Source organism: Lipingzhangella rawalii, from assembly GCF_031628175.1.
Taxonomy (GTDB): Bacteria; Actinomycetota; Actinomycetes; order Streptosporangiales; family Streptosporangiaceae; genus Lipingzhangella_A; species Lipingzhangella_A rawalii.
In genome coordinates this window covers 449,135-465,053 of sequence record NZ_JAVLVT010000001.1, presented here as the reverse complement: position 1 = coordinate 465,053, position 15,919 = coordinate 449,135, and the positions used below count along the sequence as shown (strand labels likewise).

Below are 15,919 nucleotides of genomic sequence, written 5' to 3'. Positions count from 1 at the left end.
TGACCGGAGGCTCGGGCGCGCTGACATAGGTTGACTTCGGTCCCCGGCCAATGTTCCCGCGACCCGTGAAGGAGCCTGACCCGATGACGGTGACGTCCGAGCACGCCACACTGCCCCCCGAGCTGATCGGGACGTTCGACGAGATCCGACGGCGGGACCCGGCCGAGCCGTATTTCCATCAAGCGGTACGCGAGTTACTGGAATCTCTGGCCCCGGTTCTGACGCAGCGGCCCGATCTCGCCGCGTCCCGGATTGTGGAACGGATCGTCGAGCCGGAACGCCAGATCATTTTCCGGGTGCCGTGGCAGGACGACAGCGGCACCATTCACATCAACCGCGGTTTCCGGGTCGAGTTCAACAGCGCGCTCGGTCCCTACAAGGGTGGGTTGCGGTTCCACCCGTCCGTGAACCTCGACACCGTCAAGTTCCTGGGTTTCGAGCAGGTATTCAAGAATGCGCTGACGGGGCTGAACATCGGTGGCGCCAAGGGGGGCAGTGACTTCGACCCCAAGGGCCGTTCCCCCTCGGAGATCATGCGGTTCTGCCAGTCGTTCATGACCGAACTGCACCGGCACCTGGGCGAGCACACCGATGTTCCGGCCGGCGACATCGGTGTGGGGGAACGCGAGATCGGCTATCTCTTTGGCCAGTATCGCAGGCTCACCAACCGTTGGGAGGCTGGCGTCCTCACCGGTAAAGGGCTGGGCTGGGGTGGCTCGCCGGTGCGCAAGGAAGCCACCGGCTACGGAAATGTCCTGTTCGCCGCGGAGATGCTGCGCGCCCGCGGTGAGGACCTGGACGGCCAGCAGGTCCTGGTGTCGGGATCGGGCAACGTCGCCATCTACGCCATCGAGAAGGCCCAGCAGCTGGGAGCCCACGTGCTCACCTGTTCGGATTCCGGTGGTTACGTCGTGGACGAGAAGGGCATCGACCTCGCACTGCTCCAGCAGGTCAAAGAGGTGGAGCGGGGCCGGCTCGCCGACTATGCCCAGCGGCGCGGCAGTTCGGCAACCCACGTTCCCGGGGGCCGGGTGTGGGATGTGCCCGGGGATGTGGCGCTGCCGTCGGCGACCCAGAACGAGATCGACGCCGACGCTGCACGCACCCTCGTTGGCAACGGGATCCGGGCCGTCTCGGAGGGGGCGAACATGCCCACCACCCCGGATGCGGTCCGGGTGTTGCGGGAGGCGGGGGTGGCTTTCGGCCCGGGCAAGGCCGCCAACGCCGGGGGTGTTGCCACCAGTTTGCTGGAGATGCGCCAGAACGCGACCCGCGAGCCCTGGGGCTTCGAGTACACCGAGCAGCGGCTGGCCGAGATCATGGGCGACATCCACAGCGCCTGCGCCGCGACCGCCGCTCGCTACGACGTCCCGGGTGACTACGTCACTGGGGCCAACATTGCTGGTCTGGAGCGGGTTGCCGACGCCATGCTTGCCCAGGGACTCGTCTGAGCGCAGCCACGCGCACGCGTCACCACCCGTGCCGCACAGCGCTGTGCGGCACGGGTGGTGACGCGTCGGGGAGGGCCGCCGGCCCCGATCGCAGAGCCGTTAGGAGTCCGGGGGTGGGCTGTCCTCGCGCGCGTCCAGGTGCATCCCGAAGAATGCACCATAGATCTGGCCGTGGGCGTCCGGGCTGGCGGAGTACTCGGCGACGAGGTCGTGGAGCCGCTGCCTGAGTTCGTGGGCGCGCTGGTCACTCAGCTGCAACGCGAAGCGGTTGATGAGGAACTGTCGCTGTGCACCGGCCGCGCGGGCCTCCTCCCGGAAGGCCTCCAGCGCAGCGAAGGCCACCGACTGGTCGGTATCGGCGACATCGAGTGTCCAGGACTTTCCGGTGGCGCGGTAGAGCTTTTCGGTGGTGCCGCGGGGGCCCGGACGAGTCTCGGACAGTTCCAGGAATCCGGTGCGGTGCAGGCGGCGCACATGGTGCAGCAGCGCCCCCGGCTCTCGCTCCAGACACTCCCCCAGCTCCTTGTTGGTGTGGGGACGCTGCCAACACAACCTCAGGATGCGGATGCGCAACGGATGGGCCAGGGCTTTGGCCTCTTCCGGGGTCGCGGGGCGACGCTGGGATGAGGCGGTGGGTTGTTCGGACACGATTGCCACATCCTAACCGATATGAAAAACTATATCAGTGTCGTCCTCCCTCGATTCCTCCCTCGGGCGCCGCTTTTGGCAGCTGTGGGGTTCCTCCACCATCTCCAACCTGGCAGACGGGATGTACCGCGTCTCGCTGCCCCTGATCGCACTCCACTACACCCGCTCGCCAACCCTGATTGCCCTGGTGACTGTGCTGGCCACGCTCCCGTGGCTGCTGCTGGCCCTCCACGCCGGCGCGATCGCCGACCGACTGGACCGACGTCGCATCATGGTCAGCGCCAACGGGCTGCGCCTGGCCGCCCTGGCCACCTTCGCCACATCCGTCGCCCTCGGCATCGACAGTCTCTGGCTGCTGCTTGTCCTGGCACTGATCGTGGGAACCGGTGAGGTCTTCTTCGACGGAACCGCACAGTCGATCCTGCCCATGCTCGTCGAACGGGACCAACTCGGCCGCGCCAACGGCCGACTGTTCGCCGCACGGGAGACCATGGAGAGCTTCGCCGGCCAGGCCTTGGGGGGTGTTCTGGTCGCTGTGACCGTGGTGGCTGCCGTCGCAACCCCCGCAGCACTGTATGGAGTATCGGCGCTGATCCTACTCCTGCTCGCGGGCCACTACCGTCCCCACCGCGGGCCCGCCACCACACTCCGCAGCGACATCGCCGCCGGCATCGCTTACCTGTGGCGTCACCGCGTGTTACGCACCCTGGCGGTCATGACCGGCGTCATGAATCTGGGCAGTTCCGCCTTCATGGCCGTGTTCGTTCTCTACGCCGTAGGACCGGAATCGGCCATGGGCCTACCCGAGTACGCCTACGGCTGGTTGCTCATGGGGACCGCCGCCGGCAGCGTGCTCGGCGCACTGGTCACCGAACGCCTCCAGGCCTGGCTGGGGCGCGCCCAGCTACTCGCGGCAACCGTGGTGGTGTCTGCCCTAGCCAAGGCCCTTCCCGCGGCCACAGCCAACCTCCTCCTGGTCGCAGCCGGCTTCATCAGCTTCGGGGTTGGCCTCATGATGTGGAACGTGGTCGCAGTGTCCCTGCGCCAACGCATCATCCCCGCCGAGCTCCTGGGGCGAGTGAACTCCTGCTACCGCCTCGTTGCCTGGGGAACCCTGCCCTTGGGCGCCCTCCTCGGTGGCCTCCTGGCGGAACTGCTCGGCCTACGCGGCCTGTTCCTGGCCAGTGCCGCGAGCAGCCTGGCCCTGTTGGTCTGCTTTGCCACCCTCACCGAACGCGCCCTCACCGCAGCCGAACAGGACAGCCCGAGCTCCACCCAGCCCTGAGGCCTCGGGCAAACCGGTGCACGCAGCGAGACCTACCCCCGCTGTGCAGCAGCGACTGCCCCGACGGCACCCCAGTCTTGGTCATTTCCCACAATGTCAGCCCGCGCGTCTTCGGTGGGTGGAGCATGGCGCCACCGGCCCGAGAACCGACAGAGTGAATACTGCGGGACCACCGTCTCCGCAGTATTCACAGCATCATTGGTCAACGGAAAGGGCTCGGTCGAGTGCTCAGGCGTATCGCCATCGTCAACCGCGGTGAGGCCGCCATGCGGCTCATCCATGCCGTACGTGACCTGTCGACGGAGACGGGAACACGGATCGAGACCGTGGCCCTGTACACCGACGTCGACCGCACGGCCGCATTCGTTCGCCAGGCAGACCTCGCCTACGAACTGGGACCTGCGTCCGCACGCCCCTACCTGGACCTATCCGTGCTCGAGCGGGCACTGATCGACACCGAAGCCGACGCGGCGTGGGTCGGCTGGGGGTTTGTCGCCGAGGATCCAGCGTTCGCGGAACTGTGCGCAACACTCGGTGTGACCTTCATCGGGCCAAGCGCAGACGCGATGCGTCAGCTTGGGGACAAGGTCGGAGCGAAGCTCCTCGCGGAGGAGGCCGGTGTTCCGGTCGCACCGTGGAGCCGCGGCGCGGTGGCGGACCTGGACGCGGCGGTAGCCGCAGCCCGGGAGATCGGATACCCGCTGATGCTCAAGGCGGCCGCCGGCGGGGGTGGGCGTGGTATCCGCGTCATCACCAACGAAACGGAACTGGTCGAGGCCTACGACCGCACCCGTCAGGAGGCCGAACGAGCCTTCGGTAGCGGCACCCTGTTCCTGGAACGCCTGGTCACCGGCGCCCGGCACGTGGAGGTTCAGGTGATCGCCGACGGTCAGGGCACGGCCTGGGCTCTGGGGGTACGCGACTGCTCGGTGCAGCGACGCAACCAGAAGATTATTGAAGAGTCGGCCTCACCTCTGCTCAGTCCCGACCAGACCGCACAGGTCAAGGAATCCGCCGAACGCCTGGCCCGTAGGGTCGGCTACCGCGGCGCGGCGACCGTGGAGTTCCTCTACCACCCCGACGAGAAGATGTTCGCGTTCCTTGAGGTCAACACGCGCCTCCAGGTCGAGCACCCGATCACCGAGTCCACCACCGCGTTCGACCTGGTCAAGGCGCAGCTGCATGTAGCTTCCGGCGGTCGCCTCGAGGGTGAACCACCGGCAGAACGCGGACACGCGATCGAAGCTCGCCTCAACGCAGAGGACCCCGACCGCGACTTCGCTCCCGCCCCGGGCCGAATCGCGCGACTGACGCTGCCCTCCGGTCCGGGGATTCGGGTGGACACCGGCGTGACCGAGGGCGACACCATCCCCGCCGACTTCGACTCCATGATCGCAAAGGTCATCGCCTATGGCCGCGACCGCCAGGAGGCGCTGGGCCGACTGCGCCGTGCAATGACCCAAACCATCGTCATCATTGACGGGGGCGCCACAAACAAGAGCTTCGTGCTCGACCTACTCACCGCCCCCGAGGTGATCGAGGCCACCGCCGACACCGGCTGGATCGACCGAGTCCGCGGCCAGGGTCGACTCGTGGCCAACCGGCACTCCTGCGTCGCCTTGGCCGCTGCCGCCATCGAAGCCTATGAGGAGGAGGAACGGGTCGAACAGCAGCGGCTGCTGTCCACGGCCCACGGGGGTCGCCCCCAAACCCAACACGAAAGTGGCCGCCCCCTCGGCCTGAAACTCCGCGGCGTCACCTACCGTCTGCGGGTCGCGCGCGTGGGCAGCCACCGCTTCCGCATCGGCATCGACGCGGGCACCGACGTCCGCACCGCCGATGTGGAGCTGGAACGTTTCGACGCCCACACCGGGCGGATCGTCGTCAACGACACCCCCTACAGTCTGGTGACCGGAACCCACGGGCCGATCCATCTGGTGGAGGTCGATGGGGTCACCCACCGGGTCAACCGGGACGAGGGCGGAGTCATCCGCGCCCCCACCCCCGCCCTGGTCGTGGCCACGCCCGTGGAGGTCGGGGCCGAGGTCGAGGCGGATGCCCCGGTCTTGGTACTGGAGAGCATGAAGATGGAGACGGTACTGCGGGCACCGTTTCACGCGCGTGTGAAGGAATGCAGCGTCTCCGTGGGCAGCCAGGTGGAGACCGGGGCGCCCCTGCTGCGACTGGACGCGCTCACCGACACCGAGGACACCACCTCCGGCACGTCCACGGAGCTGGACCTGCCGGACGTAGCCAACGTCCGCTCCCTTCCGCAGCGCCTGACCCGGGGCCAGGAGGATCTACGTGGTCTCCTGTTGGGATTCGACCCGGACCCCCACGACGAACACCGCGCCCTCGACACCTACCTGACGGACCGCCAACAGGCCACCGCACACGGCCAACGCCCCCTGGCCGCCGAAATCGACCTTGTGGATATGTTCGCCGACCTCGCCGAACTCAGCCGCAACCGCCCCGCGGGTGAGGACACCCCGGGCGAGGAGCACGTACACAGTCCCCGCGAGCTCTTCCACACCTACATGCAAAGCCTCGACGTGGCCCGCGCCGGGCTGCCCGAGGCGTTCCAGGCCAAGCTCACCCGGGTTCTCGCCCACTACGGCGTCACCGACCTGGAACGCAGCCCCCAGCTCGAGGAGGCCGTGTTTCGGATCTTCCTCGCCCAACAGCGCGCCACCTCCGACACAGCGATCATCAGCGCCCTCCTGCGCGTGTGGGGGCAGGAACCACCCCCCGACGAACCGCTGCGCGAACCGGCCGGTCGTGCCCTGGAACGACTGATCGCGGCCACCCAGGTCCGGTTCCCCGCGGTCGCCGACCTGGCCCGCGGGGTGGTCTTCACCTGGTTCGCCCAGCCGCTGCTACGACGCAACCGGGCCCGCGTCTACGCCAACGTTCGCAAACACCTCCGGCACCTCGACACCCACCCCACCTCCCCCGACCGCAGCGAACGCATCGCCGACATGGTGCGCAGCACCGAACCCCTGGTGCGCCTGCTGGGCCAGCGTCTCAACCGCCGCGAGCATCTCGACAACACCGTCATGCTGGAGGTGCTCACCCGGCGCTACTACGGCAACAAACCCATCACCGACGTACGCACCCACACGGCAGCGGGCTGCACCTTCGTCATCGCCGACCGCGCCGAGGCCCCCGTAGTCACCACCGCCGTGAGCTTCGACGACATCGGCAACGCACTGCACGGGCTAGCCCAGCTCGCCAGCGACGAACACGACGTCGACGCCGATATCTACCTCGCCTGGGAGAACCAGCCCGCAGATTCCGACGCGATGGCCACCGCCCTACACGAAGCCATCAGCACCCACCCGCTGCCACACCACATCCGCCGACTCACCACCACAGTCGCAGGTCGGGGCGGCGCGGTCATGCACCATCACTTCACGTTCCATCCCGCAGCCACGGGCATGGCCGAACACCGCCTGATCCGCGGCCTGCACCCCTACATCGCCCAGCGCATGCAGATGGAGCGGCTCAACAAGTTCGACCTGACCCGCCTGCCCTCCTCCGATGAGGAGGTGTACCTGTTCCGCTGCGTGGCTAAGGACAACCCCAGCGACGACCGCCTCGCCGCCTTCGCACAGGTACGCGACCTCACGGAACTCCGGGAACACGACGGCCGGCTGGTCGCACTACCCACGGCCGAAGGCGCCGTCGCCGCCTGCCTGGACGCCATCCGGCGCGCACAGGCGCAGCGACCACCCAAAAAACGCTCCACCACCAACCGGATCGTGCTCTACGTCTGGCCACCCAGCGAGCTCACCCGCGCCGAACTGGACACGATCGCGCACCGTATCCTGCCGACCACCACCGGCGCCGGGCTGGAGGAAATCCTGGTCATCGCCCGCCAGCACACCCGCAGCACCGGAGAGCTCACCAAAATCGCGGTGCGGATCACCTTCGACGCCGCCGGTGGGCACGAATTGACGGTCGGCCCACCCCCGGAGGAGCCGATCGAGCCGATCGACGACTACCGCAGGAAGGTCCTCCGCGCAGCCAGCCGCAACACGGTCTACCCCTACGAGCTGGCCACCCTGCTGGGCGACTTCGTCGAATACGACCTCGACACCGACCACACCCTGGTTCCCGTCGACCGTCCAAAAGGCAAAAACAGCGCCGGCCTGGTCACCGGAACCATCACCACACCCACCCAACGCCACCCCCAGGGCATGCAGCGGGTCGTCCTGTTCGGCGACCCAACCAAGTCGCTAGGGGCCCTGGCCGAAGCGGAATGCCGCCGCGTCATCGCGGCCCTGGATCTGGCCGAACGCCTACGCCTGCCCCTGGAGTGGTACGCCCTATCCGCCGGCGCCCGCATCTCCATGGAATCGGGAACCGAAAACATGGACTGGGTCGCCGCCGCCCTGCGCCGCATCGTCGAGTTCACCCAAAACGGCGGGGAGATCAACGTCGTGGTCGCGGGCATCAACGTCGGCGCGCAGCCCTACTGGAACGCCGAAGCGACCATGCTCATGCACACCAAGGGCATCCTGGTGATGACGCCGGACTCGGCCATGGTGCTGACCGGAAAACAGTCCCTGGACTTCTCCGGCGGGGTCTCAGCCGAGGACAACTTCGGCATCGGCGGCTACGACCGGGTGATGGGCCCCAACGGTCAGGCACAGTACTGGGCACCCAACCTGACCGCCGCCCGGGACGTACTCATGGCGCACTACGATCACACCTATATCGCTCCAGGAGAGGACACACCCCGCCGGACCACCACCACCGACCCCGTCGACCGTGACATCTGCGAATTCCCACACGCCCTCGACGGCAGCGACTTCACCCGTGTCGGCGACATCTTCTCCGCCGAAACCAACCCGGACCGCAAGAAACCCTTCGACATCCGCACCGTGATGCGCGCCCTGTCCGACCAGGACCACCCCACGCTGGAACGCTGGGCCGCAATGGCCGACGCAGACACCACAGTGGTCCAGGACGCACACCTGGGCGGAACCCCGGTGTGTCTGCTCGGCATCGAGTCCCACTCGGTGGCCCGACGCGGATTTCCCCCTACCGACGGCCCGGACGCCTACACCGCTGGCACCCTGTTCCCCCGCTCGTCGAAGAAGGCGGCGCGGGCGATCAACGCGGCCAGCGGGAACCGGCCCCTGGTGGTACTAGCGAACCTGTCGGGCTTTGACGGCTCCCCGGAGTCGATGCGCAAACTCCAGCTGGAGTACGGCGCCGAGATTGGGCGAGCGATCGTGAATTTCCGCGGCCCCATCGTGTTCTGCGTGATCTCGCGCTACCACGGTGGCGCGTTCGTGGTCTTCTCCAAAGCCCTCAATCCCAACCTGACCGTCCTTGCGGTGGAGGGCTCCTACGCCTCGGTGCTGGGGGGAGCTCCCGCTGCCGCGGTCGTGTTCGCCGGCGAGGTCGACGCCCGCACTGCGGCGGACGACCGCGTGCAGGAGTTGGAGACACAAATCGCGGACGCCACCGGCTCGGACCGGGCGTCGTTGACCTCGAAGCTCGACCAGCTGCGGGCCTCGGTGCGCGTCGAGAAACTCGGAGAGGTGGCCGCCGAGTTCGACCAGGTGCACAACATCCAACGCGCGGTCGAGGTCGGCTCCGTGGACGCCGTCATCCACGCCGGCGAAATTCGCCCCCGCATCATCGCCGCCCTGGAATCGCACCGGGACTGAACCAGGGCTGCCGGCAACACGACGGCTACCCAGCTGTGCCGTGGGCCCGCGAGGACACCTCCCCCGGGCCCACGGCACAGCTACGCCCTCAGCAGCAGCTTCCTCGCGGGAACGGCCAGAGACGGGGTGCGATGGCCCCACGACCGACGTACACACCAAACCCCGGTCCCCGACCCCGCATCCGGATCGCCGACCGCACCTGCCCACGAGAACCCGGCCTAATCCCCGGAATAGCTCGACCCCGCATCCCCACGCAGCTCCCGAGCCAGGGTGTCCAACCCCACCGGCCCCAGTTCGAGAGCGGCGGTGTGCCAGGCCTTAAGGTCAAAATCGGGCTGGCGACGCGCTTCCTCCCGCGCGGCCAGCCACGCGCGTTCCCCCAGCTTGTAGGAGATGGCCTGCCCGGGCCATCCGAAGTAGCGCACCACCTCCGGATGGACCCGATGCGCGGGCTCACGTCCCCGCGTACGCAGGAACTCCTGGGCATTCTCAAACGTCCAACGATGCCCGTCATCGCGGGGCAGGTCCAGATGCACCCCAATATCGATCACGACCCGCGCCGCGCGCAGCGCCGCACTGCCCAGCATGCCCAGGCGTGTCCCGGGCTCGGTGAACCACCCCAGCTCGTCGGCGAGACGCTCCGCGTACAGCGCCCATCCCTCGGCGTGCCCGCTGACCTGGGTGAAACGCTGGAACCGCGACAGCGAGTCACCAAGTGCCCGGTTGGCCCCCAGCTGAAGATGGTGTCCGGGGACCCCTTCATGAAAGACCGTGGAGAGCTCGTTCCATGTGGTGAAGCGCTGCTGTGCACCGACCGGCCACCACGTGCGCCCCGGCCGGGACAGATCTTCGCTGGGCGGCGTGTAGTAGGCAGCTCCCGAACTGGAACCGTGCGCCAGGGCCACCTCGATGGTCCGCAAGGGATCGGCGATGTCGAAGTGCGTGCCGTCCAGCGTGCGAATCGCCCAGTCGTGCCAGGAGCGCAGCCAATCGTGATAGGCAGCGCTCCCCTCAACGTACTCGGTGGCGTCCAGGATGGCGGTGGCTTCGTCCACGGTTGCTCCGGGACGGACCCGATCGGCCTCGGCGGCCATCTCCGCCTCGATTCGCTCCAACTCGGCCCACCCCCATGCGTAGGCCTCACGTGCGTCGATGTCGGCTCCCAGATACATGCGGCTGGCTACCGCGTAACGCTCCGGACCCACCCCATCAGCCGTAGCCGCCCGCGGCGCGTAGTCCTCTCGCAGGTAGCGCGCCGTTTCTACATAGCCGTGACGTGCCTGGTCGACCGCATCACGAAGCTCCACGGCATAGGCCCCATCACCGTGTGCCACAATCAGATCCTGGTGCACCTCGCTGGCAACGAACCGCTCCGCCTGAGCGGCGGCCTCCACCGCTTGACGACGAGCCGCGGCCAGACCCTGGTCCAGCCCATACTCCAGACTTTTCCGCCAGCCGCGCAGCATTCCGGGGATCGCGTTCAGCCGCGCCACAATGGCCTGCCAGTCCGCGCTGGTGGCACGAGGCATCAGCTGTACACAGGTGTGTAGCGTATGCAGCAATCCCAACGGGGCGGAAAGATTGCGGTAGGGCTCGCCCGCCTCGTGCCAGGCGCGCTGGGCCTCCAGCCGCTCACGCAAATATGCGGCGGCGCGGCGATCGGCAGGCCCGGTCTCGTCCAGCGTGGCAAGCGTGGCCAAAGTCGTGTCAATGAGCTCGGCCCGGGCTCCATAGCCCTCCGGACTGTAGTCCGTGGCGGGACCCAACGAACCGGAGACCCCGGAAATGGAGGCACCGACAGGATCAAGGGCAGCCCGCTGGTCGACATAGTCAGAACACAGACGATAGATCGCAGTCATGGGATCACTGTCGCACGTACGGCAACACGCACCACACGGCCCCAGGTGCGCCAGCTGTGCCCCGCCGTAGGCCAACCATGCTCCGAGATTTGTCCACGGTCGGCTGCATCCTGCCGGAGCACTATAGGCAGTGCCGGCACAGTCACTGCACGGAGATCATCGTTCCCCGAGTGGTTGCCGAGACCGCGTGCCAGGACCTGCGGCCCAACCGGGGAGGACGTTTCCCAAGGTCAACACCACCGGAACTGACCCTGCTGGAGGCGCGCGGCCTCTCCCCCGCAGAGATGCCCCAAAGGCTGTTCAAACCGGCGCCGGGCCGTGGCCACCTGGCATGGATCCGCGACCGAGTGGTCCACCACATTGGCGATCAAGGGTGTGCACACTGTCGCGGATGTGCGGGCAGTGGTCGAGGTCGGTTCGGACGCAGCCGTGGTGTCCAACGCCGGTGCCTGCCGGCTGGACCGTGCGGTCAGTCCACTGGCCGTGTTTTCGGACACAGCACAGCGACTGTCGGCGATTGACGCCACGTCTCGCAGTTGGTGGTGGATGCCGACAGGATGTCGGCATCCATGGGTACGAATCAGCTACCCGCTGGTTCGGCGGCGTGCAACAGACGGGTGATCCGGGCGGCGATGTCCTGGGTGGGGGTGCCCTCGGGGATCTCGCCATCGGCGGTGAGGGTCCAGTCGGCACCGCGGTCCTCGCGCAGGTCCAGCTCGACGCTGTGGTCACCCGATCGCGTTCGGATCTGCAAGGAACCGGCATCGCCGTAATCGCGCTGGCGCACCTGGAGCCCCGCGGCGGCCAGTAGGGCGGTCACGGTTTCCACGTGCCGGTCGAACTGGTCCTCGGAGAGGTTCTCCGGGGGTTCGGTATCGATCGAGGTGTCGACCTTGTCCCACGCCTCGGGGATACTCGGGGTAGGGAGAGTGGGGACATCAGGCATTGAGGGTCCTCCTCTTTCTGTGCGCCGCCCGGGGGTGGGGTTTGCCGACCTGAACATCCCCGGGCGGTGTACCGGTTGGGATGATGCGGCGCTTCCCGCAGGCACCTGGTGAGATCTCGCTCACGCACTGCTATGCTCACACATACATGATGGACGCACAAGCGTAAACGTAAACTTGTGTATGCATGCTGGGAGGTCTGCGGTGTCCAAGGAGCGTGGTGTCACCCTGCGGGCACAGTGGCTGGGCCAGCTGCTGCGTGATCTACGCGAGCAGAAGGGCTTCACCTTGAAGGATGCTGGAGAGTATCTCCAGCGCACCGGGGCCACCGTCAGTCGGTTCGAGACCGGGGTCTACCCGATCCGACGAGTAGATACGGCCGCCCTGCTGGACCTCTACGGGGTGGAGGATCCCAAACACCGCGACATGCTGCTCCAGCTTGCCGGGGAACTCTGGCAGACCGGATGGTGGGAGTCCTACGCCGACGACGCGTGGAGTTCGACCATCGACCTCGCCTGGCTGGAAGACCGAGCTGTGAGCCTGCGCCTCTTTGCTGGGATGGTAGTACCTGGCCTTCTCCAGACCCGTGAATACGCACTTGCATTGTTTTCGGCCACCAGCCCCGACATGAGTGCACATCGACTGACGCGTGGCGTTGACCTTCGGCAAGAACGCCAGCAGATCCTACACCGCGATACTCCCCCGCAGATCACGGCAGTAATCGACGAGGCTGCGCTACGCAGGACCGTCGGGAGCAACGATGTAATGGCAGGGCAACTGCGACACCTGAGGCAGATGATGGATCTCCCCCAGGTCGAGATCAACGTTCTTCCCTTCGAACTTGGGGCTCATGCCAGCCCGGAGGGAAGCTTCGCCCTCATTGGACTGGCCGCCCCGTTCTCGGACATCGCGCACAGCGAGTGCCCGGGAGGAGCCATCTACCTCGAACGCACAGGAGTCGACCGGCTTGTGCGGGTGTACGATCAATTGCGAGGAACCAGTCTCGATGCTGAGAAGTCAGCGGCGTTCCTCGCCGCCCTAGAGAAGGACCTGTCATGAACGCCGACGCTTGGATCGCAACCGGTTGGCGCACCAGCAGCCATAGCCCCAGTGGTGGCGGCAGCTGCGTTGAGGTCAGCTGGCACATCAGTAGCTACAGCGCCAATGGCAATCCACAGTGCGTCGAGGCCGGGCCGATGCTTGATGGCTCAGCGCGGTTCGCGGTGCGCGACTCCACCCAGCGCGAGCGCGGCTTCCTCTCCTTCGGCCGCACCGAGTGGACGGCCTTCGTCGAGGCCGCCAAAGCCGAAGCGCTGTAGCTAGCCCCACCACACAACCGAATCGCTCCGAGCTTCGATGAGGCCCTCCACGACGCAGACCGCTTTTTAGGACCTGGCGAGACGGCGATAGTCCGCAGCGGCGACGATACATGGCTGACCTCAGTCCGTTTCATTGTGGTTGGTAGGTTCTCCATTCCTCGGGGTGCCGGGCCCACCACGTCGAAAACGGGGCCGCGGCGGCCATGGCGGCGTCCCGGGCCCGCTGATAGGGCTCCAGATTTTCCACCGGCTCCGCGCCCAGGAACTGGCCATCCTCGGCGTAGTACATGGGGATCGCGTGCTGATCGTCGATGAGCCAAAAGTCGTGATCGACCAGCCCGCCCGGCTTGTCCCGTTCGGACAAATCGAGGATGTAGATCTCCTCCCCGGCCTGCCCGTTCGGGACGTAGCTCCACTCACACTCGTAGCGCAGGTAGTCGTTCAACGGCGTCGACAGCACATGGACCCGGTAGTTGCGGATGCCCGCTGCGAAGTCAGCTGCGAGGTGCTCCAGCCATGGCTGCTTGCGCTCCGGTGTGGGCTCCTGCTCACCCGCCAGATACCGGGCAATGTCGCTGCCATCGGAGGCCACCTCGTAGCGGTCCAGAAGCTCTAGTCGGAACGCGGAACGAGTGATCCGAGTATCGATGTATTCACCGAGCTCATTCGCGGTCAGCATCAACGACCTCCGTGATAGTCCTTGGACGCTCTGGGCGCGTGACGGTGGGTATGGGTGTGTTCATCAAGGGCGAGGAACTAGGGCTAAAGGGAATCCCCTGCATACCGGACGCCTCCGTCACGACTCGGCGAGACGGCGATAGTCCGCGGCGATGCGTTCCAGATGCTCCCGGGCAGCGTCACCGAAACTGGCGGCCCGTTCCAACTCGGTGAAGAGGTCTACGTAGGTGGCGATATCAGCTGGACCAGTGAGGGTGGCAGTGGCTGACTTGGTGCCAACGGTCACGGCGTCGTCATCGTAGATGTGGAAGCCATGACTGGCGAACACGCGCATCGGCTGCGTCCAGGGGATCACACCGATTTCCAGACTCGGGCTGGCAATGGCAGCGACAACAGCCTGGATCTGTCCGGCCATCAGTGCGGGCGAACATGCCTGCCAGCGCAACGCGCCCTCGGCTAAGACAAGTCGGTACTGCGTGGAGCCGACGTTCATGCCAGCCCGACGAGACAACCGCGCCGTAACAGCCTCCTCGATTTCTTGAGGCTCAAGCGGAGTTGGGATCGATGCGCTGAATACGCACCGCGCGTAGCTCTCGGTCTGTAGCTGTCCGGGAACCATGGCTGGCTGGAACCCGCGCACCAGCGTGGCGGAGGACTCCAGTTGCCCCACCCGTCGTTGAAACTCGGCGACGCCGCGCGCCATGATCACCCGCGCGGAGGACTCCTCCCGCAATCCCCGCGCGAGCCCCAGAAGTTCCTCCTGCTGCTCGGAAGACACCTGGTAGACCCCGCAAAGCGCGGCCACGTCGCGCTCCGCGGGCAGCAGCAGTTCCCGTTCGATCTTGGAGATCTTGGACTGCGACATCCCGGCACGCCGCCCCGCTTCCACCCCGCCCAGCCCGCTATAACGACGCGCGTTGCGCAGAGCACGGGCCAGGCGGGCACGGTCGGCCGGCCCGCGACCGGTGGCCGAGGAGTCGGACTGTGTCATTGCGGTTGGTAGGTTCTCCATTCCTCGGGGTGCCGGGCCCACCACGTCGAGAACGGTTCCGCGGCGGTCATGGCGGCGTCCCGGGCCCGCTGGTATTGCTCCAGGTTATCCACCGGTTCCGCACCCAGGAACTGGCCATCCTCGGCGTAGTACATGCGGACCACGCATCCTTGGTCCGTTAGCCAGAAGTCATGATCGACAAGCTCGTCCGGTTTATCCCGTTCGGACAAATCGAGTATGTAGATCTCCTCCCCCGCGTGCCCGTTTGGGACGTAACTCCACTCGCACTCGTAACGCAGGTAGTCGTTCAACGGCGTCGACAGCACATGGACCCGGTGTCGACGAAGCCCAGATTCGTAGTCAGCGGCCAGTTTGTCTAACCATGGCCGCTTGCGCGCCGGCGTGGGTTCCTGTTCACCCGCCAGGTAACGAGCGAAGTCACTCCCGTCCGAGGCCACTTCATAGGTGTCGAGAACCTCCAACCGGAAGATCCAGTTGGTTGTACGTGCGTCTAGGTACTCCCTGAGGTCATGTGCCGAGAGCATGCACGGCCTCCTGAAGCACCGACATGGGGATCTCCACTGCGGACTCCCCCTCCGGCAGGGATGACGGCGGCAGCACCGCGGGGGACAGTTCATAGCCCTGGACGATGACCGTCGAGCGGTCCGTGACGCTGATCGTGGGGCAGGTCATGTCGTCGCCACAGCCACCTGCGATACGTGTGAGGCGCATGAGGGCTCCGTTCTCTGGGGGGTCATCTATCCCAGTATGACTGGAATACGTCGCGACGCAAGGAAGTTTGCTCGCTTCACTTGGTTACTATACTCTTACGCTCCTGCCATATTCCATCAATGATGGAATAGTTGCAGACTTGAGTTCAGCGGGCCGACCCGCCCGCACCATGCTCACGAGCAGGAAGAGGAGTGCCGCATGGAGCCCGAGACGCAGCCGCACTACGAACCGCCCACCGTGGTGGAGCTGGACGAGGTGCCCGAGCTGACCCTGGGCAAGTACGCCGAGGACAGCATGGACCAGGGGCGCTACTTCGAATGAACGTCCGGCG

At 66.5% G+C, this 15,919-nt stretch carries 14 protein-coding genes; 7 read left to right on the top strand and 7 right to left on the bottom strand.

Features of this window, described 5'->3' with window-relative positions; all coding sequences use genetic code 11:
* Positions 1–83 precede the first annotated feature (83 nt).
* Positions 84–1,451: an NADP-specific glutamate dehydrogenase gene (gene gdhA / locus RIF23_RS02070; protein WP_310910593.1), complete on the top strand. Its 1,368-nt coding sequence runs from the start codon at positions 84–86 to the stop codon at positions 1,449–1,451.
* A gap of 99 nt (positions 1,452–1,550) precedes the next feature.
* On the opposite strand, the gene RIF23_RS02065 is transcribed toward gdhA, so the two are convergent.
* Positions 1,551–2,099, bottom strand: a complete 549-nt coding sequence (locus tag RIF23_RS02065) for an ArsR/SmtB family transcription factor (RefSeq protein ID WP_310910592.1) — start codon at positions 2,097–2,099, stop codon at positions 1,551–1,553.
* Positions 2,100–2,136: 37 nt separating this feature from the next.
* Between RIF23_RS02065 and RIF23_RS02060 the strand changes: the two genes are divergently transcribed.
* On the top strand, positions 2,137–3,384 hold the full coding sequence (locus RIF23_RS02060; RefSeq protein WP_310910591.1) for an MFS transporter: 1,248 nt from the start codon (positions 2,137–2,139) through the stop codon (positions 3,382–3,384).
* A 224-nt stretch (positions 3,385–3,608) separates the two neighbouring features.
* Positions 3,609–9,065, top strand: a complete 5,457-nt coding sequence (locus RIF23_RS02055; RefSeq protein WP_310910590.1) for an ATP-binding protein — start codon at positions 3,609–3,611, stop codon at positions 9,063–9,065.
* A 218-nt stretch (positions 9,066–9,283) separates the two neighbouring features.
* Here the strand turns inward: RIF23_RS02055 and RIF23_RS02050 are convergent, their stop codons facing one another.
* Positions 9,284–10,924, bottom strand: a complete 1,641-nt coding sequence (locus RIF23_RS02050) for a DUF885 domain-containing protein (protein ID WP_310910589.1) — start codon at positions 10,922–10,924, stop codon at positions 9,284–9,286.
* Between the two features lie 318 nt (positions 10,925–11,242).
* Here RIF23_RS02050 and RIF23_RS20745 point away from each other — a divergent pair, with 318 nt between their 5' ends.
* Positions 11,243–11,545: an alpha-hydroxy-acid oxidizing protein gene (locus tag RIF23_RS20745; protein ID WP_407659354.1), complete on the top strand. Its 303-nt coding sequence runs from the start codon at positions 11,243–11,245 to the stop codon at positions 11,543–11,545.
* On the opposite strand, the gene RIF23_RS02045 is transcribed toward RIF23_RS20745, so the two are convergent.
* On the bottom strand, positions 11,505–11,870 hold the full coding sequence (locus RIF23_RS02045) for a hypothetical protein (RefSeq protein ID WP_310910588.1): 366 nt from the start codon (positions 11,868–11,870) through the stop codon (positions 11,505–11,507). The genes RIF23_RS20745 and RIF23_RS02045 overlap by 41 nt on opposite strands.
* 202 nt (positions 11,871–12,072) lie before the next feature.
* On the opposite strand from RIF23_RS02045, the gene RIF23_RS02040 reads away from it, so the two are divergent.
* Positions 12,073–12,927 (top strand): helix-turn-helix domain-containing protein, encoded by an 855-nt coding sequence (locus tag RIF23_RS02040; protein WP_310910587.1) that lies wholly within the window; start codon positions 12,073–12,075, stop codon positions 12,925–12,927.
* Positions 12,924–13,187 carry a DUF397 domain-containing protein gene (locus RIF23_RS02035; RefSeq protein ID WP_310910586.1) on the top strand — a complete coding sequence of 88 codons (264 nt, stop codon included), beginning with the start codon at positions 12,924–12,926 and terminating at the stop codon, positions 13,185–13,187. Before RIF23_RS02040 ends, RIF23_RS02035 begins: the two co-directional genes overlap by 4 nt.
* 130 nt (positions 13,188–13,317) lie before the next feature.
* Here the strand turns inward: RIF23_RS02035 and RIF23_RS02030 are convergent, their stop codons facing one another.
* The 4 genes from RIF23_RS02030 to RIF23_RS02015 all read right to left on the bottom strand — a co-directional run bounded on the left by RIF23_RS02030 (position 13,318) and on the right by RIF23_RS02015 (position 15,588).
* Positions 13,318–13,866: a DUF6879 family protein gene (locus tag RIF23_RS02030; RefSeq protein ID WP_310910585.1), complete on the bottom strand. Its 549-nt coding sequence runs from the start codon at positions 13,864–13,866 to the stop codon at positions 13,318–13,320.
* Positions 13,867–13,983: 117 nt separating this feature from the next.
* Positions 13,984–14,856, bottom strand: coding sequence for a helix-turn-helix domain-containing protein (locus RIF23_RS02025; RefSeq protein WP_310910584.1), 873 nt, complete (start codon positions 14,854–14,856; stop codon positions 13,984–13,986).
* Positions 14,853–15,401, bottom strand: a complete 549-nt coding sequence (locus RIF23_RS02020) for a DUF6879 family protein (RefSeq protein ID WP_310910583.1) — start codon at positions 15,399–15,401, stop codon at positions 14,853–14,855. The genes RIF23_RS02025 and RIF23_RS02020 overlap by 4 nt, the downstream gene beginning before the upstream one ends.
* Positions 15,385–15,588 carry a hypothetical protein gene (locus RIF23_RS02015; RefSeq protein ID WP_310910582.1) on the bottom strand — a complete coding sequence of 68 codons (204 nt, stop codon included), beginning with the start codon at positions 15,586–15,588 and terminating at the stop codon, positions 15,385–15,387. Before RIF23_RS02015 ends, RIF23_RS02020 begins: the two co-directional genes overlap by 17 nt.
* A gap of 198 nt (positions 15,589–15,786) precedes the next feature.
* Between RIF23_RS02015 and RIF23_RS02010 the strand changes: the two genes are divergently transcribed.
* Complete coding sequence (locus RIF23_RS02010) at positions 15,787–15,909, top strand: putative RiPP precursor (protein ID WP_310910581.1); 123 nt, start codon at positions 15,787–15,789, stop codon at positions 15,907–15,909.
* Positions 15,910–15,919: the final 10 nt, after the last annotated feature.